Below are 26,947 nucleotides of genomic sequence, written 5' to 3'. Positions count from 1 at the left end.
CCCCATGGTATCCATAGTCATTTTAGGATTCATTTGCTTAGGCATCTCAGCAGCCATTTCTTTGTTCAAAGTAATGGTAACTTCCTTTTCTCCAATCATGTTACTTAAGTCCACTTTTCCATCTTTAGAACCATAGACTTTTATCATAGCCTTATAAGTCATGGTGCCATTTTTCTTGAGCTGGTCTAAGAGGACTTGGTCTTGGAGTTTACCAATTTCACCATCTAAGGAAACTTGGTAGAAATACTTACCTGTTTCTAAGTTGTCTACTGGTAAAAGAGCGGCATTTTTGGCACTGCCATTATCTGACCATGGAGCTCCTTGAGAAGCTTTAAGAAGTAGACGGGTGAGCATTCCATCGCCTCCAAAGGCTTCATAAGGGATTACTTGGTTAACTCCTGCTGTAAATGGGCCTGGGTAATTAGCATTGGTTAGGTATTTTGCTGGAACATCAATCTGATCTTGAGTGTTTTCTGTCACAGATTGTTTGACTTGGTCTTCTGTAGCACTTGTATTAGCAGCCATTATAGCAGCTGGTTTATCTAGCGTTTGTGGATTTTCTGCTACCATTGTATTTGCTGTATCAGCTACTGAAGCTGCAACTCCTGGGTTAGTTTGGTTTGAAGTTGACATTTTTTCAGTTACTAATGTGCTTGCTTCATTTGCTACCGGTTCAGTCCTGTTTTCTGAACTTGACAATTCAATTTTAGTAGCAGTTTCAGTCATTGGAGCCTTAGTAATTGTTTCATTAGTAGGAGCTACTTTAGATATTGGCATGCCTTGACTAGCTGTTTCCACTTGATCTGCAGATACATCAGCTGGATTTGTTACTGTTAGAAAAGCTCCACTGGCAAGCAAGACAGACGCCACTCCAACATTTAAGCGACGGATTGACCATTTTTGGTAAGGTTTCCCTAAAAAGGGATTAGATTTTCCTGTTTGTTTCATGATAAGTATTCCTCATTTCATTTTTTGTTGACTTGAGTATAGCAAGAAGACCTTAAGCATTTATAAGCTATTTATTAAGAAATTCTTAAATAAGCCTTAGCAATTGTTTAAGTTTCCAAAACAAACAAGTAACTAGCTAGTAGGTGTAACTTTCTTTCTACTCTTATTGTGCTATTTAGAGCAATTTGGTGATGCTTATCAAAAAATAGTAAAAGCCCTAAGTCAATTAAAAGACTTAAGGCTTATTATTACTCTATATCAATTGTAACTGAAATATTTTGAAGAGGAACATCATAAAATGGATCTTCACGACGCCCTAAGAAATCTCTTGCTTGTTTTGGGAAAGAGGCATAGCTTAAAACATCTTCTTCACTTCTTGCATATTGAGCAATTTCTTGACGTAGATCAGGAAGCTGGTCTGGAATAAGGTCCGCAGGACGGACAGTAATAACTTTCTCATCACCAATGATTTTTTCTTTAATGCCAGGTGCAAGAGGAGCCGGTGGGCGACCATATAAACCTCTAACATAATCTTTTATTTCATTTGGGACAACCTTGAAACGTTCACCAGAAATAACATTCATTAAGGCTTGAGTTCCTACCATTTGAGATAAGGGTGTTACCAGAGGAGGATAACCTAGGTCAGCTCTTACCCGTGGTACTTCTGCTAGGACTTCTTCATATTTATCAGCTAAGCCCTGTTCACTCAGTTGGCTAAGGAGATTAGATAACATACCACCAGGTACTTGATAAATCAAGGTTTTAGGTTCCACATCTTTGACTTTAGGATTTAAAAGCCCTTCTTGCCTAAAATGATCACGTACCTTATTAAGATGACTGGCAACCTTCTCAACTTCTTTTAGATCAATATTGGTTTCAAAACCAAGATCCTCCAAGGCAAGAATCAATGATTCTGTTGCTGGTTGACTGGTTCCGCCAGCAAAAGAAGATACGGCAGTATCAATAATATCTGCTCCTGCTTCAGCAACCTTTAAATAAGTCATTTCAGAAATACCACTTGTCGCATGAGTATGTACTTCTAAGGGTAAATCAATTGCCGCCTTAATTGCTTTTACAAGTTCATAGCCAGTATTAGGAGTTAGAACTCCTGCCATATCCTTGATACAGATGGAATCAGCTCCAATATGGGCATATTCTTTAGCTAATTCTACAAAATAATCTATCGTATGAACTGGGCTAGTTGTGTAAGAAATAGCAACTTGCGCATGTCCACCAAATTCTTTTGTTGCAGATACTGCTGTTTGCAAATTTCTTGGATCATTTAGGGCATCGAAAATACGGATAATATCAATTCCGTTTTCAATAGATTTTTGAACAAATAAGCGTACCACATCATCTGAATAATTACGATAACCCAGTATATTCTGGCCACGTAATAACATCTGTAGTTTTGTTTTTTTAACAGCTGTACGAATGGTACGTAGTCTCTCCCACGGATCTTCATTTAAAAAACGTAAGCATGAGTCAAAGGTTGCTCCACCCCATACTTCCAATGCATGGTATCCAGCATTATCAAGTTCCTCTAAGACTGGCAACATTTGTTCTGTCGTCATACGAGTCGCAATTTGACTCTGTTGACCATCTCGTAGAACTGTTTCCGTTATACGGATTTTTGCCATTTTATTCCTCCTTTAAAGCTTTTAGTGAAGGTAAAAGTATTTTATAAACTGCTTTTTGCAATTCTTTTATAGAATGCTTACGCGAGCGTCCACAAGCCTTGGCATTTTTTGAACAGATATAGCACTTTCTAGCATCTAGACCTATATGTTGACGACTCATTATCTGAATATAGCTTTTTTCCCAACATAAAACATCTAAGTCCATGATACGTCCGACGGGACTTTCACTTTCAATAGCTATCATTTTTTCTTTTAATTGCTGAGCTGGAAAATCTACTAGGCAATAGTACTCCCAACCTGTCTTTAATTTCAAGCACTCTTCAAAGACTATTGGGTATGCTTCCAATTTTTCTTTAAGTATTTCTAAAAAATTTTGATAAACTCTTGTTAATAGAGGAGAAGTTTTGACAGGACCTGGTATATTCATGGTAACTGATAATAAGCTAGCCTTTGGGTATCTTCTAAGAAGAGACATCTGGCGGCAAGTTCTTTGCTCACGCGCTGCTAAAACTTCAGCTAAAAGGGAAATTTCTCCATTAAATAATTCATTTTTAAACATTTCTTACCACATCAATCAAGCTTCCATCACGATATTCTATCAATGCTACCACTTTTTCACCATAACTAATAGGATCCGGCTGACCTACGATAGCATAGGCTTTGTCTTTTAATTCTTGAATTGTAAACTGAGGAACCTTAAGGTTTTTAAAATGCTCTACCAAATCAGGACGGTTTGGATTAATTGCAATTCCAATTTCAGTTACAACCACATCAACACTAGTTCCTGGTGTAATCACAGTATTAACCTTGTCTACAAAGGTAGGAATACGACCCCGAATAAGAGGAGAAATAACCAAGCTCATTTTAGAAGCAAAGGCTGTGTCACAATGTCCACCTGATGCACCCCGAATAAGGCCATCAGATCCTGTCATAACATTCACATTAAAATTAGTGTCTACTTCTAGAGCTGATAAGATACAAATATCTAATTGATTAATAACAGATCCCTTGCTTAAAGGAGAGGCATACATGTTAGCATCTATTTCGTAGTGCTGGCTATTTTTGTCCAGGGAAATGGCTGATGGATGGTCAAAATCCTGTACATCCATAATTTTTTCGACAAGACCTTCTTCAAGCAGTTCTACCATAGCATTGGTAATACCACCCAGTGCAAAACTAGCTTTTAACTCATCCTTAAGCATCTGCTCACGCATATAACGAGTAACAGCTAAAGAAGCACCTCCTGTACCTGTTTGGAATGAAAAACCTTCCTTATAGTAAGGTGACTGAGTAATAACTTTTGAGGTATATTCTGCAATTAATAGTTCTTTTGGATTTTTGGTATAACGTGTTGCTCCTTTTGCAATGCCATTTGGATCTCCAATTGCATCAACAAGTACTACATAGTCAACATCTGTCTGTGGAATAGAAATCGGCGTATTAGGATATGGCATTAGAGTATCTGTAATAACCACAACCTGATCAGCGTATTTTGTATCAATCATGGCATATCCCAAAGAACCACAGGTGGCTTTGCCTTTAGTTCCATTAGCATTTCCATAAGCATCCGAACTTGGTGCACCAAGAAAAGCAACATCAATATGAATATCTCCAGATGCAATAGCTCGTGCACGTCCACCATGGGAACGAATAACAACTGGATTGTCCATTATTCCTGAGGAAATTGCCGCTCCAACTTTGTCTCGTAAGCCTGATGAGGTAATATTAGTTACTACACCATTTTTGATATGCTCAATGAGGGGCTCGTGAACATTGGCAATAGAACTTGGTGCAATTGAGATATCTTTAATTCCCATATTTGCAATTTCTTCTAGAACCATATTCATGACATAATCACCCTCACGAAAATGATGGTGGAATGAGATGGTCATCCCATCTTTTAAACCCGTTTTTTCAATAGCTTCACGAATTGATTTTAATAGTTTCTCATCTCGAGGTTTAACTGGCTTAATCTGACGACTAGCTTCTTTGTAATCTTTAATATGGGCTAATTCCCCTTCAAATACACCAAATTTTTCAGCATATTCTTGAGGAATATCCCGACCTAAATTATTAACAACCATTATAAATCCTCCTCAGTCAAAAGACCTGCTGCTTTAGCAAGCATAATGACACGCTCTGCCCGTTCAACAATTGGTTTATCAACCATTTTCCCTTTAAGAGAAATAACACCAGATCCTTTACTTTCAGCTTCACGGATAGCCCAAATAACTTCTTTAGCATTTTGGATTTCTTTTTCTGTAGGGCTATAGATCTCATTAACTAGTGGGATTTGGCGAGGGTTAATAACTGACTTCCCATCAAAACCAAGTTGTTTAATCAAGCGAACTTCTTTTTGGAAGCCTTCAGGATTATTAACATCCGAATAAACAGTATCAATAGCAGCAATTCCCGCAGCTCTTGCAGCATGTAAAATCATACTGCGTGCAAAGAATAATTCTTGACCATCAGGGTAACGACGTGTTTTCATGTTGGTAACATAGTCTTCTGCACCTAAAGCAATACCAATTAGACGACTTGATGCCTTGGCAATCTCTGGTGCATTCAAGACACCTTCTGCCGATTCAATAGCAGCCATCATTTTTGTACGTCCCATTTCAATAGCATTGTCACGTTCTACACGTTCAATAACAGCTTCTACATCAAGAATATCTTGGGCTTTTTCAGTTTTTGGCAGACGAATGACATTAACTCCTGCTAAAACAACTGCCTCAATGTCAAGTGCTCCAACAGTATCAAGTCCGTTGACACGGACAACTGTTTCAACATTACTGTAGTCAAATGTTTTTAAGGCAAAATGAACCAGAGCTCTCGCAGTATCTTTTTCTTTAAGTGATACTGAATCTTCTAAGTCAAACATGATAGAGTCTGCACCAAATAAAGGAGCATCCCGGAGCATTGCTGCATTAGCACCTGGAACAAACATCATCGTTCTTCTTAAAGTTTCCATGAATCAATCTCCTTCCAGTTATACTCTTCTACCTGGGCAGCGCGATGTACCGCAGCAATAAGACGTGCTTGAATAGTACAATCCAAAGCTCCCTTATCAATAGCCTGAACAGCTATATTATTAACTTTTAAATGATCTAGGGTCTCTTCTATAACTTGTCGAATGCGATGACCAAATTGTTTTTCGACGCTACTTTCTAGATCGATAGTGATACCATCTGTTGCAGGACTTACTGTAATCATGATGTCACTAGACTCAAGACTACCTGCAACTGCAGTTTGTTTTATCTCCATAACTTTACCTCATACTGATATCGTTAGCGGCATCATCTCTTTCAAAGGATGTGTCGTTATTCAAATCTTTTTATTTTATTTTTCAGGTAGGAGTTTAATTAAAAGCTCTGCTGCTATGTATAAAATACCTAGCACAAAGAAAACCCCTACCATTCCTACAACCATAAGCTCAAAAGCCATGGCTAAATCATGCATATTTATGACCTTTATCATATTATTTCTCTTCCTTTCTTATCAGTCCTCACTTTTCATTAGCTAAAGAATGAAAGTAAGAGACCACCTGCGATTACTGAAGCAATCTGACCAGATACATTTGCCCCCACAGCGTACATCAAGATAAAGTTTTGAGGGTCTTCATCTGTTGCCATTTTTTGAATAACACGGCTTGACATTGGAAAAGCTGAGATCCCTGCTGCACCAATCATTGGATTAATCTTATTTTTACGGAAAAGATTTAAAATTTTAGCAAAAATAACTCCACCAATTGAGTCCATTATAAAGGCTACTAAACCAAAAAGAATGATTAACAAGGTTTGCACATTCAAGAACAAGTCAGCTTGCATTTTTACAGAGATTGTTAAACCTAGCAAAATAGAAACAATATTAACCAATTCATTTTGAGCTGTCTGAGACAATCTTTCTAGGACACCACATTCTCGTAATAAGTTACCAAACATTAGGAAACCAACAAGTGGTAAGGAAATAGGAGCAATGAAACCTGCCACTAGGGTAATCACAATTGGGAAAAGAATTTTTGTTAATTTTGAAACGTTTTCTGCCTTATAAGTCATCCGGATACGACGTTCTTTTTTAGTTGTCACTAACTTAATAGCAAATGGTTGAATAATAGGTACCAAGGCCATGTAAGAATAGGCAGCAACTGTAATTGGTCCTAATAATTTAGGTGCTAGTTGATTAGCCACAAAAATTGAAGTTGGACCATCTGCTGCACCAATGATACCGATAGATGCAGCTTCTTTAATATCAAAACCAGCAATAACTGCCACTACAACAACAAAGAAAATTCCAAACTGTGCTGCCGCACCAAATAATAACATAAATGGATTTTGTAGGAGTGGCCCAAAATCAATCATAGCACCAATACCAATAAAGATTAAAAGAGGAAAGAGTTCTGTACCAATTCCAATATTGAACAAGACATCAAATACACCTTCTTGATGGACACCATTCACAACTTGGTTTAAAACACCTGAACCAGGGAAATTTACTAGAATTGTTCCTAATCCCATGGGTACTAAGAGTGTTGGTTCATATTCTTTTTTAATTCCTAAATACATTAAGACTGCACCAATTACCATCATCACTATTTGTGGGATAGTAATGGACATTATACCTTGAACTAAAGTTTCCACTAGATACTTCCTTTTCTATTTTTTCTCAAATCTCTCTTTTGATTTAATTTAAAGTAATAAGGCCATCGCCTGCATTCACTACCTGACCTTGGCTAACATGGATTGCTGAAACTGTACCTGCTTGGCTCGCAACAATTTCATTTTCCATTTTCATAGCTTCTAAAATCATAAGGGGTTGGTTCTCAGAAACAGTATCGCCTACAGCTACTAAAACTTTAAGAATTGTTCCTGGCATTGGAGCTGGCATAGCATCAGCATTTGCTGGAGCAGGACTTACACTAGGAACTTCTGGACTAGGTTCTGGTCTTTGACTAGCTACTTCTACTGGGGCTGGGGCTTGAGGAACTGGGGCAGGAGCTTGTGCTCCTCCGATTTCTTCCATTTCAACAAGATATTCTTTCCCATCAATTGTGATTTTAAATTTGCGTAACATGTTTCATATCTCCTTTTATTTTTTTCGATAAATACCTTTAACAAGGAATTGACTATCAGGTGCTTCCCCTGCTACAAGACTGGATGTAATGAGAGAAAGTTTTACTGCTTCTTTATTTCGTTGAAAAATATTCTTGACAATAAAGTGACTATCAGGATTATCTCCAGCTGCAATAGCAGTTGCAATCGCACTAACAAGCTCGTAATCTTCTTGACTTGCTGGAACATATGCTGGTAGGGTTTCCCATTCTGATATTTGGTCTTGCTTAATCTGTTCAGAATCTAGACTTTCTTGATTTCCTTTTTGCCCAAAAAAACGTGTAAATAATCCCATCGTTAACCTCCTTTCCACATAGCTAAGTAGGATGTAGTCATCGCAACCTTTTGATCATATAAAACTATTATATTATGAAAATCTCATCCCAGGTGGCTTTTTTGTGTTTTTTCCTTACTGGCTATAAAAGTCCTGTTCTTGGTGTCAGGCTCAATAAAACAAGTAAAGAACTTGAATGTTTTTTTATTGTTTTTCTTGAAAAATCGCTTTCATTTTCAAGCGCTTTCACGTAAACTAGCAGTAAGAATAATGTGATTAAAAATACAACTAGTAATCTATTTTTAATGCACACTCTTAATTTTTTAAAAATTTATAATATTCAAAAAAGGAGAGGAACCTATGTTACTCACACTGCTAGCTTATGCTATGATTATTGTTTTCATGTATGTGGTCATGACTAAGAAAATGTCGCCTCTAGCCTCACTTATTATGGTCCCCCTATTCTTCACTATTATTGCCATTGTGACAGGAAGTGCTCAATTCACAGCAGACCCTGGATTTGTCAAATCTTTGGGAGATGCAAAACTTGCAGATAATTTCACAGCTATTGGTCCTATGGTACTCTATGGAATTAACCAAACAGCTAAAACTGGAATTATGCTCTTATTTGCTATTCTTTACTTTTCAATTATGCTGGATACAGGACTTTTTGATCCTATTACAAAGAAAATGATTCATTTTGCTAAGGGTGACCCAATGAAGGTTCTCATAGCTACTGCAGTGGTTTCTGCTGCTGTATCAATGAATGGGGATGGGACAACAACAACTCTTATTGTGGTATCAGCCTTTTTACCAATCTATCAAAAATTAAATATGAAGGTCATGAACCTTGGTGTCTTGATTATTCTACAAAATACTATTATGAACCTTCTACCATGGGGTGGTCCTACTGCGCGTGCCATGTCAGTGCTCAATGTCGGCCCTGAAATTCTTGGCTACCTAGCCCCTGGTATGATTTTATCACTTCTTTATGTTATTTTCCTTGTAGCTCCAAGCATGGGTCGTAAAGAACGCAAACGTTTAGGTATCACAAGTTTATCAGATGAAGAAATTGATGCCTTAACTAAAACTATTGATCCCGAAAAAGATGCTTATAGACGTCCAAACCTCTTTGTTTTTAATGGTATTTTAACCATCCTTCTCATTGCTTGGTTAGTCGCAGGTTCCTTTATTTCTGCCATTGCTATTCCTTCTCTTCTTTTATTTGCGGTGGGAACAATCATTGCTCTTATGGTAAATTATCCAAACTTAAAAGATCAATCAAAACGTATCGGTGATAATGCGGGTGATGCTGTACAGGTTGTTATCTTAGTCTTTGCTGCTGGTATTTTCATGGGACTCTTCCAAGGGTCAGGAATGGCAAATGCCTTGGCACAAAGCTTTACAACTATTATTCCAAAACAATTAGGTGGTTTCTGGGGCTTAATTATTGCCTTAATTTCAGCACCAGGCACCTTCTTCCTCTCTAATGATGGCTTCTATTACGGTATTATGCCAGTCTTGGCCCAAGCTGGTGCAAGATATGGTTTTGACAATATGTCAATGGCTTTAGCTTCATTAATGGGGCAAGCCTTCCACCTACTTAGTCCTTTAGTAGCCTTCATCTACTTGTTACTACGTCTAACAGGTCTAGATATGGGAGAATGGCAACGTACTGCTGGGAAATATGCCTTAGGCGTTTTCATCATCTTTATTGTAACAATTATCCTTATGGGACACATGCAGGTCTATATCCCACAATAGGGGACTCTTATCCAGAAAAGGTTATGTTCATCAGCTAGCATAACCTTTTTATTTATTATCTTCTTTTAAAGAGATTAGGTTTTTCTGGCTGAATTGGTTATAATAGTCATAATTACAAAAAGGAGATATCATGAACCCTACTATAGTTGCTGTTAAAAACAATTTAGAACTGTCTAAAAGCATTCCTTTAAAACAAGCACTCTATCAGGCTCTTAAAAAGACCATTATTTTACGTGAAATCCCTGCTGGAACAAGAATCAATGAAAAAGAATTCTCTAATGAACTCAATATTAGTAGAACTCCCATTCGCTATGCCCTTAGTGTTTTGGAGGAGGAAAAGTTAGTTGAACACATTCCCAACAAAGGTATTATTGTTAAAGGTGTCAGCCTGGCGGATGCCCATGAAATCTTTGAAATTAGAAAGGCATTAGATACCCTCGCTTCAACCACAGCAATGAATCAAATGTCTTCTGAAGATTTCCAGGAAATGAAAGATCTTTTAGAAACCTGTGAAGGCTATTTAGCTAATAATGCCTTTGACTTAGTTCTTGACAATTTTAATGCCTTTAATAACTTGATTTATAAAAATAGCAAAATGTTACGTTTAAAGGAAATTGTCTCTGAGTTACAAGCCTATTTACTTTATTTTCGTAGGATTTCAATTTCATCAGATAAAAGACGTCGCAAGGCTCTTGATGAGCATTGGCTAATCTATCGTGGCATGCAAAATAAAGACTACCAGCAAGTTACCCTCATCACACATGAACATTTAAATAACTCACTTGACTTTATTATCCAAGAAATGGAAGCTAAAAATGGAGAATCTCTCTAAATTAACATATTTCAGTAATTGTGCCAGCAAGGCCTTAACTTATGAGGTGACCCTAACTCCAAAACCAGGACTTGTTGATTGTGCCAATAATGGCGCCCATGATGATATGACCATAACCAGCTTTTTAGATTCTATTACTGCATTAGAACCCTATTTAAAAGCCTATATTCAGATAGGTTTTGAGCATTATTTAAAGGATCCCACAACTATTTTTGACTTACTACGTAAAGAAGGCCTCAGAGCTGAAAAAGCAATGTTTAAGGCTACTCAAGGGATAAATACCCACAAAGGAATTAATTTTTCCCTAGCCCTCTTATTAGGAGCAACAGGCACTTACCTTGCCCAGCATCCAGTTATCTTGGAGCGAGGGATTTTTTCGGCAGAAGATAGCCAAGCTGTCTGTCAAGCTATCATCCCTATGACCAGTCAGCTGATTGAAAGGGATTTAGGGAATCTGCAGAGCAAAACAGAATTAAGCTATGGTGAAAAACTCTACTTAAATTATGGGATAAAAGGACCCCGTGGAGAAGCAAGTGCAGGCTATCCTAGTCTAACTAAAAAAGCTCTGCCATTTCTAAGAAAAAAAGCTAAAACTAATCCTGATAAACACTCTCTCCAACTAGAATTACTACTTTATTTAATGACTTTTGTGGAAGATTCCAATCTGATACACCGCGGGGGAATATCTGCTCTTAAAAAAGTACAAGCAGATAGCAGACTTCTTATGGAGCAAGAACTTGCAGGACAGGGGTTGGAAAAGGCGCTAAGTGATTATAATGATAAGCTTGTAAGTAAGCACCTCAGCCCTGGTGGCTCTGCAGATCTCTTAGCTCTATCTCTTTACTTTGCCTTTTTAGAAAAACTTATCTAAGGGGCAAGTAAGCTTAATGCTAGCTTGTTTTTTCTAACTAGCCTTTTACTTTTTACCTAAGAAAGGAAGCTCTTATGACAGATGTTACAGTTTCTAAAATTTTCCCTTCAGATAAGCTTAACCAAGCTAAAGTAACTCAATTATTGGAAGATGCCGGTATTAAACGAGACCGAAATTTAGATTATACTTGTGGCATTTTTGAAGATGATGGAAACCTTATTGCAACTGGTAGCTTATTTACCAATAGCTTACGTTGTTTTGCTATTTGTAAACGCTATAGTGGTGAAGCACTTCTCAATACGCTGATTACGCACCTAATAACTGTTCAATTTGAACGTGGTAACAGTCATCTTTTTGTCTACACCAAGCCAGATACGAGTAAATTCTTCAAAGATCTAGGCTTTTATCCCATTGCTGAGATTCCTCAACTGGTCACTTTCATGGAAAATCGTAAATCTGGCTTTGCCCATTACCTCAAAAATCTACAAAAAGAAGGCCTAAATCCTACAAAGAGTGCTGCTATTGTCATGAATGCTAATCCCTTTACTTTGGGTCATCTTTATTTGGTGGAAAAAGCTGCTGCTGAAAATGAGCTCCTTCATCTTTTCATGGTTAGTGAAGATAGTAGTTTAATACCATTTTCTGTTAGAAAAGAGCTTATCAAAAAGGCTACTGCTCATTTAGATAATCTTATTTATCATGAAACAGGTCCTTATTTAATTGGTCAAGCTAGTTTTCCTAGTTATTTCCAAGAGGATGAGGAAAGTGTTATCCTAAGCCAAGCTCAACTTGACGCTAATATTTTCAGCCAAATTGCTAAGACTTTGCAAATTAGTCGCCGTTATTTGGGAGATGAACCTAATAGTCTAGTCACCAACCACTACAATGCTGTTTTGGCAGAGTACTTACCTGAACATGGCATTGAATGTCTTATTATTCCAAGAAAGCACCATAAGGGAAAGCTTATTAGTGCTTCTACTGTGCGTCAGTATATTAAAGAAGGGAACCTAGAAGCTATTCAAGACTTAGTTCCTCAAAGCACTTATGATTTTTTGACATCAGAAGCTGCTAAAGATATTATTAACCATATCCAAAGCCAAGATAATGTTATTCATTATTAATCTTTCTAAAAAAATCCTTGTTAAGCCTTAAAAGCAATTGCTAAAGGTTTCAACAGGGATTTTTGTCTTATTATAAAAGTTATGTTTAGTGTTTACAGCTCATTTTCCAAGTACCAATCGGCGCGTGTAAACAGCTTGTCCAGAATGCATAACCACATCATCAATTGTAGAAACAAGCCTTACCTGACGTGTTACAGCTGGTGTCCAACTCCTGTCAACAATTTCATCCATACTCGTTTCATCTAAAGTAGCTAAGTAGCCTTTTGCTAAGTCCATACAGGTTTCAAGGTAAGCTATTAGGAGATTTTTATCCTCAACCACAACCTTTGCTGCTTCCTCAGGGCTGTGCTTCCAATCCTTAGTATCATCTGGCAAATCTAGATCAAATTTTTCCTTCCAACCCTGGCTAAAATAAACTTGCTCTGTCTCCATTAAAGGACTTATTTGATAATCTAAAACACGTGCCGAATGCCAAACCAACCACGTAACAGACTTTATCAAAGGCTCAGGCATAGTATTTATTTCTGCCAAAGACATTTCCTTAAGACATTCCAAAAAGCGCTCTTGAGCCCGATCCAAGGTATCACTACTTAATTGTGTTACTTTCATTTTCTCTCCTTTAAAAACCTGAAATTAAAAGATAAATTCTCTAATTGTAGCCTATTTATAATGCATTAGATTTTCTGATACCTTAAGTATATGCTTTTTACGTCTAACTGTCCTTTTTTAGATGTCATATTTTCAAATTAGCCACAAGCAAAAAACCTTCCTAACAGAAGATTATTTTAAAATAGACTATTTTTGCCTAATACACAGGTTAAAACGACATCTGCTAGATTAGGACTTAAAAACACCATATAGTCCCTTTGAGAGATCTCGCTAGTTTCCAAACCACCCTTATATCTTTCAAATACCACTATTAGCCATAAGTAGAACGAGAAAACAAGAAGGATCTTTACTATACCTAAACCTCTCAAACTAATAAATATACCGTAATAGATGCTCACCTTTATTTTTCAGATACATCCTTTTTCAAACTTTCTTTGTAGATTTTCGCTGTCTTACCATACCACTCAATAGAATAACCAGAAATTTGTCGATAATCTTCAAGATATTTTTTGAGATAATAACCTTTAATAATATCAAATAATAGGGATGTTGTAACATATATCAAAAACAGAGCCCCAAGCATATAGACAAACATACCTACGGTACGTACAATATCATTAGATTTATCAATTGGAAAGAAAAAACGAAAAACTATTAGTATAAGTACAACTAATCCTCCATATTTCTTAGAAAAAATGACGAATTTATCAATTAATGTTGCTAATGAATTATGATATGGTTTTTCTCCAGAGAGAGATTGTGTTATGCGTTGTTTAAATGTCAAATATCTTTCCGTAAATATTATTATTAAAATAGGGGAAAAATGAGAAAAGATAAATTTTCCCCTAAAACCATTGAAGATCCCAAGATGAACCAAATGGTCACTTCTAAGGCAAATAGAAACATTAAAGAGCCTACATATTTGTAATAATAAGATAGAACTCTTTCATTTTTTATTTTGCATAAATGATAAAAAGATATTATTTCAATTACAAGACTACTAAATATGTAAATATGATAATTTTTGAAATATCTGATGGTTCTAATTTCTTTTGATTAGATTTAATACATCTTCTTAAGGAGCTGATGTTCCCTGCTTGGGCACTTTTTAATCCCTTACTCGCTCCTTCATCATGGTTTAAAGCATCTAAGAGCTTCTCTGCAGCTCGTAATGAATTATTATCATTAGTAATTTTAGTCTCCAGATCATCTGAGTCCAAATCCTCACCACCACAAATTGACGCATAAAGACTTTGTAGTTCTATTGTTCCCTCACTAACACTCTCTGAATATAGAATCATACTCTGTAACAGTAGTGTCAAAACACCTGTAGCATAGATTTTGGCATTTTCATAGGCTGCTCCTTGCAAGCTACCTTCTCCCGCAAAAGCTGATAACTGACTTATGGCATTATTCAATGCTGAAACGCGACTGGTAACCGTAGATGCTTGAGTTCCCATTGTTCCTGTATTAACTTTTACCATCTTTCCCTCCTTTCTTTTCTAACTCCTCTTGAAGGTGACGAGACTCACGTGCAAGAGATTCTAACCTATCTCCATAAATGGCTAACATGGTAGAGATTAAAAGTTTTTGCTGCGCTTCCATTTGACTTAAGAATTTAGCAACTTCTTCTCGAACATCTCCCATTCCCATTAAAGTAGCTGTAAACTCATTATAAGAAATCTTATCTTCTGCTCTTGCTTAAGTAAATCAGCTAAGCTCTTTCCATAATTGCTTTGTTCTTTTAGTAAACCATCATATAAGTCACTATATTTATCCAGAGATTGTTTTAAGGCTTCGTTTGCTGTCAGAGAATTATCTGATGAGGAAACTAAGGCTGGGAAAATATCTTGAAATTTAACTGCTGGCGTTAATAAACTTTTTTGAAAATTGGAAATATTACCTGATTGAACATCGACCATTGATTGAACATTTTGTTGTGCTGTATAAAGGTTACTTAAGATACTAGCCATGTACATATCAACAAGCTGACTGTTTAAACCAGCAACAATATCTTTTCCTTTTTTTACTGGCTTCTTTTTCCAATTCAAGATTTCCTGCAGTGTTAACCTTATAAGAAACAACTGATGGATCTGCACTGCTATTATTAACATCTAGAACTTTTTTAGAAAAGTCATTTGGAATGATAACCATTAATTGATAATCACCTTTTTTGAGACCATTTTCTGCAGTTCCTCTACTAACAACTGACCAATTTTGGCTATTGTCTTTTTCAATTGATTTGAGGTAACTTGAACCCCAATTATAAACCTTATTACCCTCAGTAATGGGTTGATCCTCATTAACAAGCGTAATATTAAGTTTTGACTGACGGTGAGATTGGTTGAGCTAATCTTTTTCATTATGTGATTGTATAGCTAAATTTAACCCAAGAACCCCAGCTAACAATAGACCAACTGCAATGATATATCCTACTACTTTAAAACTATTTTTCACCTTCATTTTCTTCCCTAAAATTCATTTCCTATTAACACTTAGGAAGGCAGAAGCCTTCCTAAGTGTTAATTACAGTAGTTGGTCTAGCCTTATCCGCTAATTTGAGAAGCGATATCTGCATCTGTTTGTTCAACAACATCTGCAACTTTTAGTAACTGTTGGTTAATATCTTCTAACAATTGTGCAAACTGTTGGATTTTTGGTGACAATTCATTAAATTGTCACCAAAACTATCAATGCGGACCCATCCCAATTTTCATCAATTACGGCTTGTTCTTGTGTCAAAAGATTAAGAACATCTGTAATTTATTGTGAACCTGATGTGTATTTATGAGCTGGCGTGCGAAGTTCTTCTGGTGTAGGTTTAATTTGTGACATTGTCACATCTCCTAATATTTTTCTTATTAAATTGTAACCCTTTTTCCTTAACTTTGCTCGTGTAAAGAGAAACTTTTTTGTATTTTTATGATATTTTTTCAATTAAGTTAATTATTATATAAAAAATACGCTAAAATGAATGCTTTGGTGAATATTTTTACTTTTATTAATCAAAAGACGAACTCTCCTCAAGACCAAAACCCCTTTCTAATTAGTGCGACAATTTATGGATGAAGATTTTTGTTAGTATTTTTCAAAATTTTTAACCTAAGAAAAGAGTTTACTCCCTTCATACAATTATCCGAAAAATAAAAAGAATTTTTTTTAAAACTAAAAAAAGTAGACAAATTTATCTACCTTTTCTATTATTAATAAGTGCATCATTATTTTCTATCTGGAGCCAATATTAAGAGGGAATTTCTAAGCTAGCTTTAGCCTTTATACTTTTTAAGAGATAAATCCACTATTTGTTGACAGAGGTTCTCATAACTAATCCCATTAGCTAGTGCCTCTTGAGGCAAGAGACTTGTAGGAGTCATTCCTGGTAAGGAATTGGCCTCTATACAGTAAATCCGATTATTAGCATCTACTATAAAATCTATCCGGGCATAGACAGATAATTGCAAGAGTTTAAAAACATCTAAAGCTAGTTCTTGCAAGGAATCTTTTAGCTTATCATCAATTACTGCCGGTGTTATTTCTTCAGTTGCTCCAACCTGGTATTTATTTTGATAATCATAAAAGCCCTGCTTTGGAATCAGCTCGATAACAGGTAGGGCACTCCTGTTTAATATCCCGACTGAGAATTCCCGACCTTCAATTTTTTCCTCAATTAAAATACTTTCTGAGTAAAGTCTAGCTTCTTGGATGGCTTCTTTTAAATCAGTCTCTTTTTCAGCAATTTTAACCCCGATACTTGAGCCATTATCATTAGGTTTAACAACAGCTGGTGCTGATAACCTATTTTGGCTTACACTATCACAGACAGTCCACTTAGGTGTTACGATATGATTGCTTGCCATAAGCGTTTTAGATACTATTTTATCCATAGCTAATAGACTACTTTTATAATCAGATCCTGTATATTTGATATAATGCAAATCAAAAAAAGCTTGTAGTTTCCCATTTTCTCCAATGCCGCCATGTAAAGCTAGAAAAACCAAATCAGAAGTCTGGCAAATAGGCACTACATTTATACCAATCTCTGATTCTCGTCCCTTATTTTTAATAATCAGTTCCTTTAAGTCGGGAGTCAAGTCTGGAATATCATAATGATAGGTATTTTGACCATACTTGCTATAAGCGCTGTCAAAATCACTAGCATCAGAAATACCAAGGTAAAGATCCATCAAAAGCACCTGGTGACCCTTTGCCATTAAGGCATTAGCAATTTTTGCACCTGAGGATAAAGAAACATCCCTCTCATCACTTAATCCACCAGCTAACACAACAATTTTCATACAACACTCCTTAGCATCATCAGTAATTAAAGATATAACTTTAGTATACAGCATTACCCCCCAAAAAGCACCCCATGGGTAAACCATGAAGTGCTTTGAGACCTTAATATAAGTATATATTAACCTTTTGAGAATCGTGAAGTTTTACGGTTTTTTTAAGACCTGGTTGGATAGTCCATGGTCCCAACCCATTTCAAAACGCTGTATTTATCGTACTTAGCCAGAATCTTTCGATCAACTATTTCAATAAATTTGTATAAGTTTTGAGTTAATAATGGAAATTACCAATCCTCTTTTTGACCAATTTTAAACATTAATTTATCTAAACTTCTTGATTGATGAAGCACTCTTAATACGGTAACTATATCATTATCAAAACGGTAAAAAATAGAATAATTCTTCATTAATAATCGTCTCACCTTGATTCCCAACACAAGTAATTCCTCAACGATAGCACTTCTCTCTGGGTAAACCTCCAAGGTTTGAATTGCCTCTGCAATGCTATTAAATTGTTTCATTGCAACTTGAGGGGATTGAAGTTCATTTGCGATATAATGATAGATGTCTTCCATATCTTCCTCAGCACGCCTTAATATATTAATGACGACTTTATTCATGCGTGCCGTTCCCTAAATTCCTTAAAGAATTCATTTGCCGATCGGACTTGGCCAGTTTCAGATTCTTGGTATGCGCCTACCATCATCTGCCCAAATTCATCCACACTTATCTGATCAACACTCACTGATGATGGTGCCTCTGGAAGAGTAATATCAAAAGGTACACTCTTTGTTAGTGAAACCTGTTTTAGCAATAAGGTAATCAAGGTTGACATCGGCATCCCAAGTTGTTTCAAAACTTGTTCCGCAGACTTTTTATCCGATTCATCTACCCTAACGTTGATAGTAGCTGTTTTTCCCATAGTAATCACCCCTTTTTTGTAGTGCTATTGTATAGTATTTTACAGTAAATGTCAATTTCTAATTATCTCATCCTTTATAATATATTAGTCTAAATAGTTGAAAAATAATAGCAGATTTTCTACTATCATTTTTTCTTATCTCACCAATTCCGGCTCTATAATTTCTGTAACAGATAAAACTACTAAAGAGATTATGGACTTTTCTTTTCGCGAATTTTTCACATAAAAAATCCCATATAACCTCTACTAAAAAGCGCAAACAACTCATTAGAAAGAATCATATGGAACAAAAAACCAAAGTATCACTATCTTAGATTATTTGGATTGTGGAACACATAAAGAAAGCATTGCTAAACTAGACTATCGCTCCTAAATGTCCACATTGTCACTCCCAAATAGCTAAGTATGATTTTCAAAAAGAGTCTAAGATCCCTTACCTAGAGTGTCTTAACTTCAAAACACGGATTTTAATTGCTTTGAACATCACAAAAGAGAGAACCAATTTGGTCCTCTCTAGGTGTTAGGCTCTTACCCACTACAGTTGACAAAGAGCCAAAAAACACCCCATGGTGTGAACCATGAAGTGTTGATAAATGCTGTATTGTAGCCGTTTCTTAACGTTTAGAGAACTGGCTAGCTTTACGAGCTTTCTTAAGACCTGGTTTTTTACGTTCAACCATACGTGCGTCACGTGTAAGTAATCCTGCGCGTTTTAATGAATCGCGGAAGTCTGGATCTACTTGTAGAAGTGCACGGGCGATACCATGACGGATCGCACCTGATTGGCCTCCGTAGCCACCACCAACAACGTTTACCATAACGTCGTATGAACCTTCAGTTGATGTAACTGCAAAAGGTTGGTTAATAACTAAACGTAAGTCAGCATGTGGGATGTATTCTTCAACATCTTTTTTGTTAACAGTGATTTTACCAGTACCTGGAACCAAACGAACGCGTGCAACAGCGTTTTTACGACGGCCAGTACCTGCATATTGTGCTTGTGCCATTATATAATGCTCCTTTCCTCTTAGATAAGTCCTGAGATATCAAGTACTTCTGGTTGTTGTGCAGCGTGTGTGTGCTCACCACCAACGAAGACTTTCAATTTCATACCTTGTGCACGTCCAAGAGTGTTATGTGGAAGCATGCCTTTGACAGATTTTTCAATCAAACGTACAGCGTTTTTAGAACGTAGTTCACCTGCTGAGATTTGTTTTAATCCACCTGGGTACATTGAGTGAGTGTAGTAGATTTTATCAGTTGCTTTTTTACCAGTTAATTTAACTTTTTCAGCATTGATAACAATCACAAAATCACCTGTATCTGTATGAGGTGTAAATGTTGGTTTATGTTTTCCGCGAAGTACGCTAGCAACTACTGCAGAAAGACGTCCAAGTGGTACATCTGTTGCGTCAACAACATACCATTTGCGTTCAACTTGGCCAGTTTTAGCCATAAAAGTTGTTTTGTTCATGATTTCTCCTATACGAATTCGTAATATTTGTTTACAGTGTGATGGGTGTTCCGTCCCATCGAAGGTATTTGGAAGGTTCCGGGGCCTTTCAAATGGGGTAAACAATACCGTCTACTATCATACCAAATTTATTAGCTTAGAGTCAAGTACTTTCAGCCTTTTATTTTTTATTTCAAGGGGAATAGCAGAGCTGTTACCAGGCTATTATCTCTTCAGTCTGTCTCCCAAAAAAGATCATCTAAGGTCCTGTCAAGTACCTTACAAATAGTAATACAAAGGTTAAGAGTTGGATTATAATCTCCTTTTTCAACAGCTGCTATAGTCTGCCTAGAGACCCCAACCAAATTAGCCAGGTCCTGTTGGGACAAATCACAACTAGCACGCGCAGCTTTTAATTTTAGGTTTTTCATCCACTACTCCTTATGCCTTAAACGATAATAAAGACTTGAACCCCCCATAAAAATTAAGGCCAGACCAACTATAAAGAGGAAGCCATCCCCACTTTTATCAAAGAATGCCTTCCAGCTTTCCCTGACTGTAAATAGATTAAAAATAACCACACCTATAGCTCCTAAGCCAAATACAAATGCTAGAAGCCCAAACCATCTCCAATTCTTACCAAACCTATCATCTACAAATGCTGATGCTCCTTTGAGATTAGAATAAGAAACATTGGCAGTTAAACCTCCAAATAGTGCTAAATAAAGGAAAAAATCAGCTGTTATGATTCCACCACCCCAGCCTTTGACTAGGCTTCCTAACCATAGGATAAAAATCATCAGCCAAAAACCAATTTGATAACTCTTCAGAACAAACTGCACCTGACGCTCATCATAGCTGGGTCTATTCTTGATTTTTTGAATTTCCTTTATAGAAAGGTCACTTCTTTCTAGTTGTTTTTGAATTTCCTTAGCTTTTTTTAGTCCCCAAATTAAAAGAAGCAAAAGACAGGTTAAAATAAAGAAAGAGCCCCAATATAACCAATGATGAAAATTATCTGTCGCTAAGAGAGCTACAAAAAGCATACACATATCTATAAGAGCTACTATAAATATCCAGATCCATTGGGATCTGACAAGTTTTTGTTTAGGATTAGTCATGCCCATTCCTCCTTTAGTAATGACTTCCCTTTTATAGTAATTTATATTATTCATTTTGTCAAATATATCTTACATAAAGCCAATAAAAAACTAAAAAATTGAAAGCAAACACTTCCAATCTTTATTTTCTTGGTTCTTGACCTATGACAAAGGCTGCCAGCGTATCTGGTCCAACATGAGCCGATAAAACTGGCCCCAAAGGTAATAAGAGTGTATCAGTCACCTTGTCATTTTCTAAGAAATAGTCCCTTAGCATCTCAGCTTTTTCAGTATTTTCAACTGTATCAGTATAGCTAATAATAATGGTTGAGTGAGCAATGTCACTTTCCACCATGCTAACAATTTCTTTTAAGGCTTTTTTGCGTCCTCTTACCTTAGCAACAGGCACCAAACTTCCTTTACTATCTATGCTTAAAATAGGTTTGATACTAGCTATTTTCCCCAAAATAGCTGCGCTTTTAGACAAACGGCCTCCACGCATCAAATGAAAAAGGTCATCCACTAAAAAGTAAGTCCGTAATCGCGGTAAGATGTCTAATATTATCTTTTTTGTTTCCATTAGACTCTTACCTTGGTCTTTAGCTTGCGCTGCCAGAATAGACAAGTAGCCTTCCCCACCTGCTGCAGCCAGTGTATCAACAATTTCAATAACAGCTTGGGGGAATTCTTCTAAAACCAAATCTCGAGCTATTACAGCACTTTGGTAGGTACCAGAAAGGACAGAGGAAAAAGCAAGGTAAAGTAAGTCTCTTCCTCTTTCAGCATAAGTCCTGAAAACTTCTTCAAATTCTCCAACATTAATTTGGCTAGTTTTGGGATGGCTTCCATTTTTCATCTTTTCTAGCAGTTCTTGACTTTTAATTTTATTTGGGCCCACTGTTTGATAGACAGTACCATTACACTCAATGCTTAAGCCTAGAATCTCTATATCATAGTCTTGTGCCCATCCCTCACATAAATCTGATGTTGAATCTGTTACTATTGAAAACATTCCACCCTCCTCAAAAGTTGACTTCCCTCTTACTATTATTTGATAGTCAAATTATTAAGTGTTATTCTAGCAAAAAACCAAGGCTTAAGCAAGCTTAATTTTTTAGGAAAATAGCTTTAGGGGAACTTTGCCTAAACCTTATTAGATAAGAGGATAAACATCAAAAAGAACCTCTAAAATAGCCAGTTTTTACAGGTTCTTAAGTAAATCTTTTAATTGATTCATTTTATCTTGGTCAAATGGTCTAAGTTTTGGTTTTTGATTTCCAATAGTTTTTGACATAGTATCCAAATCGGACTTTACAGTATTAACTCTTCTTTCTAATTCTCTAGCAGGTACCCTGAGAGCACCTTGAGAAAAGATAGTCCACTGTTCATTCAAATCACTAGTTGCCACCTCAACCATAGTGAGTGACTTATTAAGTTCTGCTGCTAGACGCTCAATATAGCTATCTGCTGTCTCATCTTCTTTTGTAAAAACAACTGAAATTAGATATTGGTCATAGCGCTGCCTTACTCCTGGTACAAATTGAGCATCAAAGACACAAATAATCTCTATCTTTTCAAAATGCGCATAATTATTAAGTTTATTTAACAAGATCATTCTAGCCTGATCGAGCTGGTTGGTCTTGAAAAGCCTCTTGGTTTCTTCCCAAAAGGCAATCATATTATAACCATCTACCAATAGTATTCTTTTTTTCATACGCGTTTATCCCTAGAGTTTATTTCGATAAACTTCATACATTAATATAGCTGCTGCGACACTAGCATTTAAGCTTTGGACATGACCATCCATAGGGATTGTAATCATCTCATCCACTTGTTTTTTTATATTTTGTGAAATCCCCTTACCTTCATTTCCAATTATCAAGGCTAATTTCCCAGCTGTATTCCAGGTATGAGAAGATGTCCCATCCATATCTGTTCCAAAAATCCAAAAACCATTTTCTTTTAGTATATCAAGTGTTTGACTAAGATTAGTAACACGCGCAATAGGCATATGTAAGGCCGCACCTGTAGATGTCTTTGAGACAACAGGAGTCACACCGACTGCTCTATGCTTTGGAATAACAATGCCACAGACCTTTGTTGCATCTGCTGTCCTTAATATTGACCCAAAATTATGGGGATCAGTAATTCCATCTAGAATAAGAATAAGAGGATTATCTTCTGTCTTTGCCTTATTGATAATATCATTTAGTTCTGAATAAGCATACTCAGAAACCCTTAGAACAAACCCTTGATGGACAGCTTCATTGGCCATTTCTGATAAGGTTTTTTTAGGTGTCCAAGAGATAGAAACCTTCTTATCCCTCGCTAAATCTTTTATTTTATCAACATTTTTTCCACGTAAATCTTCTTGAATATAAAGTTTATTACCTCTGTTAGCATTTAAACTTTCTACAACTGCATGCACACCATAAACAATGTCATCATTTTCAATTATTTCTTTATTTTTCATATATACTATTATAGCATGAAAGCTAGTCTTTTACTCTTTTGATTCTTAAGAATTAACCTTAAAACAAAGAGCAAAATAATCAGGACAAAATAAAAAAGCTGAAGAATTAGTCTGCAAGGGACCTCTCCTTCAAGCTATAATCTGTCTGCTTTTTATAAAGCTTGGTAATGAATGTCAGAAATGGTAGTTTCTTGTCTGTTTTTACTATCATTTACAACAACTTTGACCTTGTAGTCATCTGTTGGGCGTCCTTTTAAGTCAAACCAAGCTGTCATAGTTTTTGCACCTGCTACCAAGTTATAATCAATTGTCGCTAAGGTCTGTCCTTTTGAATCTTGCAATTGAATAGCTACTTGGCTTGCCATCTTAAAGGTTGTCCCTAAATCAATTGAAACATCTAAAATGCTACTATCTTTTTGCAACTTACTATTAACTTCTATAGTAGATCGCTCAACATTTACCTTACTATCAGGGACTTGGGCTTGCCCTTCTTGAGCCAAAATTGGTGAAAAACCAGCAAGTGATATCAGACTCAGAACTGCTATCATCATCCATTTTATGCCATTAATTTTTACTTTTTTCATAAGCTACCTCCCAGATATTCTAACTTACCTTTATTATAACGCACTGAATATGGTTTTCAACTAAAAAATTAAGAATTATTACTCTTTTTTGTCGAGTTTTCAAATATATGACAATTTTAGCTGTTATTTAACGTATCTTTATGGTTAATCATAGACTGTAAGGCATATTCTAAAATCAAAATAATAAACAAGCTTAAAAGGCTACCTACAAATACCCCAATAAAGCGCATGCTTAAAATACCATGGCCAAAGGTATGAGATAAGGTCATAAGGATAATAACCTGAGGATTGGTAAAAAAGTTTGCAAAGATATAATTTTTAGGCATGAAATATTCTGTTAAAAAATTACTGAGGATTAAGATGAGAATGAGGAATAAAAGGCTCAATTGGAGTTTAGTAATAGCAAGCCCAATCATCAAGCCCACAATAGTTCCCAGCACTCGACTCAGGGTCCTGCTCTTTATTCTTTCTAAATGTTCCCCAGACAACACTGCTGCTGAAGAAATTAAAATCCAGTAACCTCCATGATCTTTTAACAAAAAGGCTAAATAACCTGTTACAAATAAGACACTTGAAAAATGACTTGCCTTGATGAGAATACTGGGGTCATCTTTTAACATTGCCTGATATCGATTTTTTAAGGCTAGGCTTTGAGTTGATAGCTTTTCTGAATTCCAAGGCAGACCCAATAAATAAGAAATAAGTATTGAAACTATCACAGAGACAAGTACCCCGATAAGCAAGGGGCTTCCATTTGCCTTGATTAAGTGCCAGCTAGGATTTTTAAAATTATAGGCTGTGGCAAATAACATAAGAACAAAGAAATAATCTGGCTTTGGAATTTGGTAGAATTTAGTGATTAAAAAGGCCAGAAAGCTAAGACTAGCAGTCACAAAAGGCAAAAGCCATGGGGCCATAGCAGTACTTGCACCCAACAAAAAAGCAAACCAAAGAGCTAAACCGTGTAAACTAATAGCCTTTAAGTTATAAAATATCGTTTTATTTTGAAAAGCCAAAAAAGAAAAGCCACCTAAACTGGCTAAGGTTCCCAGAGAGATTTCTCCTAAGCAATAGGCTGTAAACATAATAATCCCTGTTGTAAGGGCGGCCCCGAATGGCTTCATATAGTCTTTGTTCATTTTTCTCCTTTAGTCTTGAAACGAATGAAAAAGAGTGGGGGGCTTTTAAGGCTCCACTCTTTTTTATGTTTTATATGTGTCGATTTCCTGGATACACCAGTCTATTAATTCTTTGAGGCGACTTTCTTGGTCTGTCATATCCAAATACCCCATTACTGCTTCAAAGCCTGTCGACATCCGATAGGTGACAACATCCGCATTCTTGGCTTTGGTATGACTATTGGTATTTCGTCCTCTTTTATAAATATCTAATTCTTTCTCAGTCAAGACATTATCTTCAAGCATCTTTTGTATTAGGTTTGCTTGGGCCTTGGCAGAGACATATTTAGTCGCCAGATGGTGTAACTGGCTAGGCTTGGTTTGGCCTGAAAAAATCAAATGGCGACGGATATAATAGGAATAAACAGCATCTCCTTCAAAAGCAAGAGCAATTCCATTAATCAGATTGACATCAAGCTTAGTCACGTGTCCACCTCACACCATCCTTGGTATCTAATAATTTTATACCCTTGGCTGCTAACTGATCACGAATCTGATCTGCTTTTGCAAAATCACGATTAGCACGTGCTACTTGTCTTTCCTCAATCAGTGCTTCAATAGTTGCATCTAGTACCTCTTCTTCAAAGACAATCCCAAAGACAGCAAGCATCTTTTCAAAAGCTTCTTTTACGTCTTGATTATAATGACCTGAGTTAATCCACTTAGCAAAGTCAAATACAACTGTAATTCCATTTGCAGCATTAAAATCATCATCCATTGCTGCTTTAAAGCTATCTTGGTAAGTCTGTAATTGACGAGCATCCTCATCCCAATCTACCGACTCATTTTGAGGTTGACTGTAGGTGTTTTTTAAATATTTTAAATTAATTTCCGCATCATGGATAGCCTTATCTGTGAAATTAATGGGTTTACGATATTGTTGAGTGGCTAGGAAAAAACGTAAAATTTGGCCATCTACTTGTTTTAGCATATCATGGACAGTTATAAAATTTCCTAGTGATTTGGACATTTTTTCATTATCCACATTTACAAAACCATTATGCATCCAGTAATTAGCAAAGGGGTGCCCTGTTTTAGCTTCTGATTGAGCAATTTCATTGGTATGATGGGGAAATTCTAAATCTGCTCCTCCTCCATGAATATCAATGGTATCTCCTAAAATCTCTGTCGCCATCACAGAGCATTCAATATGCCAGCCAGGTCTTCCTTTTCCCCAGGGACTATCCCAGAAGATTTCTCCAGCTTTAGCAGACTTCCACAGTGCAAAATCCAGTGGATTTTCCTTCAAGTCACTTTCACTATCTATACGACCACTGGCTCCTACTTCTAGATCTTCAATAGTCTTATTGGCTAATTGTCCATAATGAGAAGACTTTGAGACACGGAAATAAACATCACCTGAAGATTCATAGGCAAAGCCTTTATCCATCAGAACTGATACAAAATCAATGATTTCAGACATGTAGTCCATTACACGAGGATGCTTAGTAGCTTTTTTAATCCCTAATTGAGCAGTATCTTCCATAAATGCTTGAATGAACTTATCTGCTAATTCTTTGGGAGATAGGCCTGCTTGGGCGGCAGCCATGATAATCTTGTCATCAACGTCAGTAAAATTTGAAACGTAGGTAACCTCGTAGCCTCTGTACTCGAAATAGCGACGAATAGTATCAAAAGCTACTGCCGATCGTGCATTTCCAATATGAATGTAGTTGTAGACTGTTGGACCACAGACATACATCTTCACTTTATTTTCCGAAAGGGGAATAAAGTCCCGTAAACTGCGAGTCATTGTATCATATATTTTTATCATTCAT

Annotated in this window: 33 protein-coding genes and 4 pseudogenes; 5 read left to right on the top strand and 32 right to left on the bottom strand. The window is 36.3% G+C overall.

The genetic code is table 11. The features are described from left to right. Positions 1 to 51: 51 nt before the first annotated feature. The 11 genes and pseudogenes from A3GU_RS10690 to A3GU_RS0106985 form a co-directional block, all read right to left on the bottom strand. Positions 52 to 516: pseudogene (locus tag A3GU_RS10690) on the bottom strand (SSURE domain-containing protein); the annotation flags it as partial. A 318-nt stretch (positions 517 to 834) separates the two neighbouring features. Then, a pseudogene (locus tag A3GU_RS10685) lies at positions 835 to 948 on the bottom strand (YSIRK-type signal peptide-containing protein); the annotation flags it as partial. A gap of 248 nt (positions 949 to 1,196) precedes the next feature. After that, entirely contained in the window at positions 1,197 to 2,588 is a 1,392-nt protein-coding gene (locus A3GU_RS0107025) for an oxaloacetate decarboxylase subunit alpha (protein WP_018366837.1), read from the bottom strand. Between the two features lies 1 nt (position 2,589). Further along, positions 2,590 to 3,147, bottom strand: a complete 558-nt coding sequence (gene citX, locus A3GU_RS0107020) for a citrate lyase holo-[acyl-carrier protein] synthase (protein ID WP_018366836.1) — start codon at positions 3,145 to 3,147, stop codon at positions 2,590 to 2,592. Continuing rightward, a complete protein-coding gene (citF, locus tag A3GU_RS0107015; protein WP_018366835.1) occupies positions 3,140 to 4,672 on the bottom strand; it encodes a citrate lyase subunit alpha in 1,533 nt (510 codons plus the stop codon). The genes citX and citF overlap by 8 nt, the downstream gene beginning before the upstream one ends. After that, entirely contained in the window at positions 4,672 to 5,559 is an 888-nt protein-coding gene (gene citE / locus A3GU_RS0107010) for a citrate (pro-3S)-lyase subunit beta (protein WP_018366834.1), read from the bottom strand. The genes citF and citE overlap by 1 nt, the downstream gene beginning before the upstream one ends. Continuing rightward, positions 5,547 to 5,852: a citrate lyase acyl carrier protein gene (gene citD / locus A3GU_RS0107005; RefSeq protein ID WP_018366833.1), complete on the bottom strand. Its 306-nt coding sequence runs from the start codon at positions 5,850 to 5,852 to the stop codon at positions 5,547 to 5,549. The genes citE and citD overlap by 13 nt, the downstream gene beginning before the upstream one ends. 75 nt (positions 5,853 to 5,927) lie before the next feature. Continuing rightward, positions 5,928 to 6,065 carry an OadG-related small transporter subunit gene (locus tag A3GU_RS10255; protein WP_018366832.1) on the bottom strand — a complete coding sequence of 46 codons (138 nt, stop codon included), beginning with the start codon at positions 6,063 to 6,065 and terminating at the stop codon, positions 5,928 to 5,930. Positions 6,066 to 6,103: 38 nt separating this feature from the next. Next, positions 6,104 to 7,225 carry a sodium ion-translocating decarboxylase subunit beta gene (locus tag A3GU_RS0106995; RefSeq protein WP_018366831.1) on the bottom strand — a complete coding sequence of 374 codons (1,122 nt, stop codon included), beginning with the start codon at positions 7,223 to 7,225 and terminating at the stop codon, positions 6,104 to 6,106. Between the two features lie 43 nt (positions 7,226 to 7,268). After that, positions 7,269 to 7,658 (bottom strand): acetyl-CoA carboxylase biotin carboxyl carrier protein subunit, encoded by a 390-nt coding sequence (locus A3GU_RS0106990; protein WP_018366830.1) that lies wholly within the window; start codon positions 7,656 to 7,658, stop codon positions 7,269 to 7,271. A 15-nt stretch (positions 7,659 to 7,673) separates the two neighbouring features. Then, entirely contained in the window at positions 7,674 to 7,991 is a 318-nt protein-coding gene (locus A3GU_RS0106985) for a hypothetical protein (protein WP_018366829.1), read from the bottom strand. Between the two features lie 339 nt (positions 7,992 to 8,330). Between A3GU_RS0106985 and A3GU_RS0106980 the strand changes: the two genes are divergently transcribed. The 4 genes from A3GU_RS0106980 (at position 8,331) to citC (ending at position 12,558) form a co-directional block, all read left to right on the top strand. Further along, on the top strand, positions 8,331 to 9,734 hold the full coding sequence (locus A3GU_RS0106980; protein ID WP_018366828.1) for a CitMHS family transporter: 1,404 nt from the start codon (positions 8,331 to 8,333) through the stop codon (positions 9,732 to 9,734). 130 nt (positions 9,735 to 9,864) lie between these two features. Continuing rightward, a complete protein-coding gene (locus tag A3GU_RS0106975) occupies positions 9,865 to 10,566 on the top strand; it encodes a GntR family transcriptional regulator (RefSeq protein WP_018366827.1) in 702 nt (233 codons plus the stop codon). Continuing rightward, on the top strand, positions 10,550 to 11,437 hold the full coding sequence (gene citG, locus A3GU_RS0106970) for a triphosphoribosyl-dephospho-CoA synthase CitG (RefSeq protein ID WP_018366826.1): 888 nt from the start codon (positions 10,550 to 10,552) through the stop codon (positions 11,435 to 11,437). Before A3GU_RS0106975 ends, citG begins: the two co-directional genes overlap by 17 nt. 74 nt (positions 11,438 to 11,511) lie before the next feature. Further along, the gene (citC, locus tag A3GU_RS0106965) at positions 11,512 to 12,558 is read left to right on the top strand and encodes a [citrate (pro-3S)-lyase] ligase (RefSeq protein ID WP_018366825.1); all 1,047 of its coding nucleotides are present in this window, start codon (positions 11,512 to 11,514) and stop codon (positions 12,556 to 12,558) included. Between the two features lie 99 nt (positions 12,559 to 12,657). Here the strand turns inward: citC and A3GU_RS0106960 are convergent, their stop codons facing one another. From A3GU_RS0106960 to A3GU_RS0106915, 10 genes and pseudogenes are all read right to left on the bottom strand, one after another. Further along, complete coding sequence (locus tag A3GU_RS0106960; RefSeq protein WP_018366824.1) at positions 12,658 to 13,167, bottom strand: DinB family protein; 510 nt, start codon at positions 13,165 to 13,167, stop codon at positions 12,658 to 12,660. Between the two features lie 400 nt (positions 13,168 to 13,567). After that, positions 13,568 to 13,951 carry a hypothetical protein gene (locus A3GU_RS09945; RefSeq protein ID WP_018366823.1) on the bottom strand — a complete coding sequence of 128 codons (384 nt, stop codon included), beginning with the start codon at positions 13,949 to 13,951 and terminating at the stop codon, positions 13,568 to 13,570. 205 nt (positions 13,952 to 14,156) lie between these two features. After that, the gene (locus A3GU_RS09705; protein WP_018366821.1) at positions 14,157 to 14,651 is read right to left on the bottom strand and encodes a hypothetical protein; all 495 of its coding nucleotides are present in this window, start codon (positions 14,649 to 14,651) and stop codon (positions 14,157 to 14,159) included. Continuing rightward, a complete protein-coding gene (locus tag A3GU_RS10495; RefSeq protein WP_245537487.1) occupies positions 14,638 to 14,814 on the bottom strand; it encodes a hypothetical protein in 177 nt (58 codons plus the stop codon). Before A3GU_RS10495 ends, A3GU_RS09705 begins: the two co-directional genes overlap by 14 nt. Before the next feature lie 5 nt (positions 14,815 to 14,819). Beyond that, positions 14,820 to 15,218 (bottom strand): hypothetical protein, encoded by a 399-nt coding sequence (locus A3GU_RS10490; protein ID WP_026216477.1) that lies wholly within the window; start codon positions 15,216 to 15,218, stop codon positions 14,820 to 14,822. Beyond that, complete coding sequence (locus tag A3GU_RS10485; protein ID WP_245537488.1) at positions 15,148 to 15,456, bottom strand: YhgE/Pip domain-containing protein; 309 nt, start codon at positions 15,454 to 15,456, stop codon at positions 15,148 to 15,150. The genes A3GU_RS10490 and A3GU_RS10485 overlap by 71 nt, the downstream gene beginning before the upstream one ends. 257 nt (positions 15,457 to 15,713) lie before the next feature. After that, a pseudogene (locus A3GU_RS09695) lies at positions 15,714 to 16,002 on the bottom strand (WXG100 family type VII secretion target). Positions 16,003 to 16,433: 431 nt separating this feature from the next. Next, positions 16,434 to 17,462 carry a D-alanine--D-alanine ligase family protein gene (locus tag A3GU_RS0106925; protein WP_018366817.1) on the bottom strand — a complete coding sequence of 343 codons (1,029 nt, stop codon included), beginning with the start codon at positions 17,460 to 17,462 and terminating at the stop codon, positions 16,434 to 16,436. A 281-nt stretch (positions 17,463 to 17,743) separates the two neighbouring features. Further along, complete coding sequence (locus A3GU_RS0106920; RefSeq protein WP_018366816.1) at positions 17,744 to 18,079, bottom strand: type II toxin-antitoxin system RelE/ParE family toxin; 336 nt, start codon at positions 18,077 to 18,079, stop codon at positions 17,744 to 17,746. Further along, positions 18,076 to 18,381: a type II toxin-antitoxin system RelB/DinJ family antitoxin gene (locus A3GU_RS0106915; protein WP_018366815.1), complete on the bottom strand. Its 306-nt coding sequence runs from the start codon at positions 18,379 to 18,381 to the stop codon at positions 18,076 to 18,078. The genes A3GU_RS0106920 and A3GU_RS0106915 overlap by 4 nt, the downstream gene beginning before the upstream one ends. A 301-nt stretch (positions 18,382 to 18,682) precedes the next feature. Between A3GU_RS0106915 and A3GU_RS10250 the strand changes: the two are divergent. Then, a pseudogene (locus A3GU_RS10250) lies at positions 18,683 to 18,854 on the top strand (ISL3 family transposase); the annotation flags it as partial. Positions 18,855 to 18,995: 141 nt separating this feature from the next. Here A3GU_RS10250 and rpsI read toward each other — a convergent pair. From rpsI to cysS, 11 genes are all read right to left on the bottom strand, one after another. Beyond that, positions 18,996 to 19,388, bottom strand: coding sequence for a 30S ribosomal protein S9 (rpsI, locus tag A3GU_RS0106910; protein WP_018366814.1), 393 nt, complete (start codon positions 19,386 to 19,388; stop codon positions 18,996 to 18,998). Positions 19,389 to 19,408: 20 nt separating this feature from the next. Continuing rightward, complete coding sequence (gene rplM, locus A3GU_RS0106905) at positions 19,409 to 19,855, bottom strand: 50S ribosomal protein L13 (RefSeq protein WP_026216476.1); 447 nt, start codon at positions 19,853 to 19,855, stop codon at positions 19,409 to 19,411. A gap of 212 nt (positions 19,856 to 20,067) precedes the next feature. Next, complete coding sequence (locus A3GU_RS0106900; protein ID WP_018366812.1) at positions 20,068 to 20,265, bottom strand: helix-turn-helix transcriptional regulator; 198 nt, start codon at positions 20,263 to 20,265, stop codon at positions 20,068 to 20,070. A gap of 3 nt (positions 20,266 to 20,268) precedes the next feature. Further along, positions 20,269 to 20,955, bottom strand: a complete 687-nt coding sequence (locus tag A3GU_RS09690; RefSeq protein ID WP_018366811.1) for a hypothetical protein — start codon at positions 20,953 to 20,955, stop codon at positions 20,269 to 20,271. Between the two features lie 121 nt (positions 20,956 to 21,076). Next, the gene (locus A3GU_RS0106890; RefSeq protein WP_018366810.1) at positions 21,077 to 21,946 is read right to left on the bottom strand and encodes a DegV family protein; all 870 of its coding nucleotides are present in this window, start codon (positions 21,944 to 21,946) and stop codon (positions 21,077 to 21,079) included. Between the two features lie 189 nt (positions 21,947 to 22,135). Beyond that, complete coding sequence (locus A3GU_RS0106885; RefSeq protein WP_018366809.1) at positions 22,136 to 22,648, bottom strand: NYN domain-containing protein; 513 nt, start codon at positions 22,646 to 22,648, stop codon at positions 22,136 to 22,138. A 12-nt stretch (positions 22,649 to 22,660) separates the two neighbouring features. Next, positions 22,661 to 23,407, bottom strand: a complete 747-nt coding sequence (gene rlmB, locus A3GU_RS0106880) for a 23S rRNA (guanosine(2251)-2'-O)-methyltransferase RlmB (protein ID WP_018366808.1) — start codon at positions 23,405 to 23,407, stop codon at positions 22,661 to 22,663. Between the two features lie 152 nt (positions 23,408 to 23,559). After that, positions 23,560 to 23,991 (bottom strand): hypothetical protein, encoded by a 432-nt coding sequence (locus tag A3GU_RS09685; protein WP_018366807.1) that lies wholly within the window; start codon positions 23,989 to 23,991, stop codon positions 23,560 to 23,562. Positions 23,992 to 24,107: 116 nt separating this feature from the next. Further along, positions 24,108 to 25,130, bottom strand: coding sequence for an FUSC family protein (locus A3GU_RS09680; RefSeq protein ID WP_018366806.1), 1,023 nt, complete (start codon positions 25,128 to 25,130; stop codon positions 24,108 to 24,110). A 63-nt stretch (positions 25,131 to 25,193) separates the two neighbouring features. Beyond that, a complete protein-coding gene (locus tag A3GU_RS0106865) occupies positions 25,194 to 25,595 on the bottom strand; it encodes a Mini-ribonuclease 3 (RefSeq protein ID WP_018366805.1) in 402 nt (133 codons plus the stop codon). After that, entirely contained in the window at positions 25,588 to 26,943 is a 1,356-nt protein-coding gene (gene cysS, locus A3GU_RS0106860) for a cysteine--tRNA ligase (RefSeq protein ID WP_018366804.1), read from the bottom strand. The genes A3GU_RS0106865 and cysS overlap by 8 nt, the downstream gene beginning before the upstream one ends. Positions 26,944 to 26,947: the final 4 nt, after the last annotated feature.

Source organism: Streptococcus didelphis DSM 15616, from assembly GCF_000380005.1.
GTDB lineage: Bacteria > Bacillota > Bacilli > Lactobacillales > Streptococcaceae > Streptococcus > Streptococcus didelphis.
This window is presented reverse-complemented; position numbering and strand designations above follow the sequence as displayed.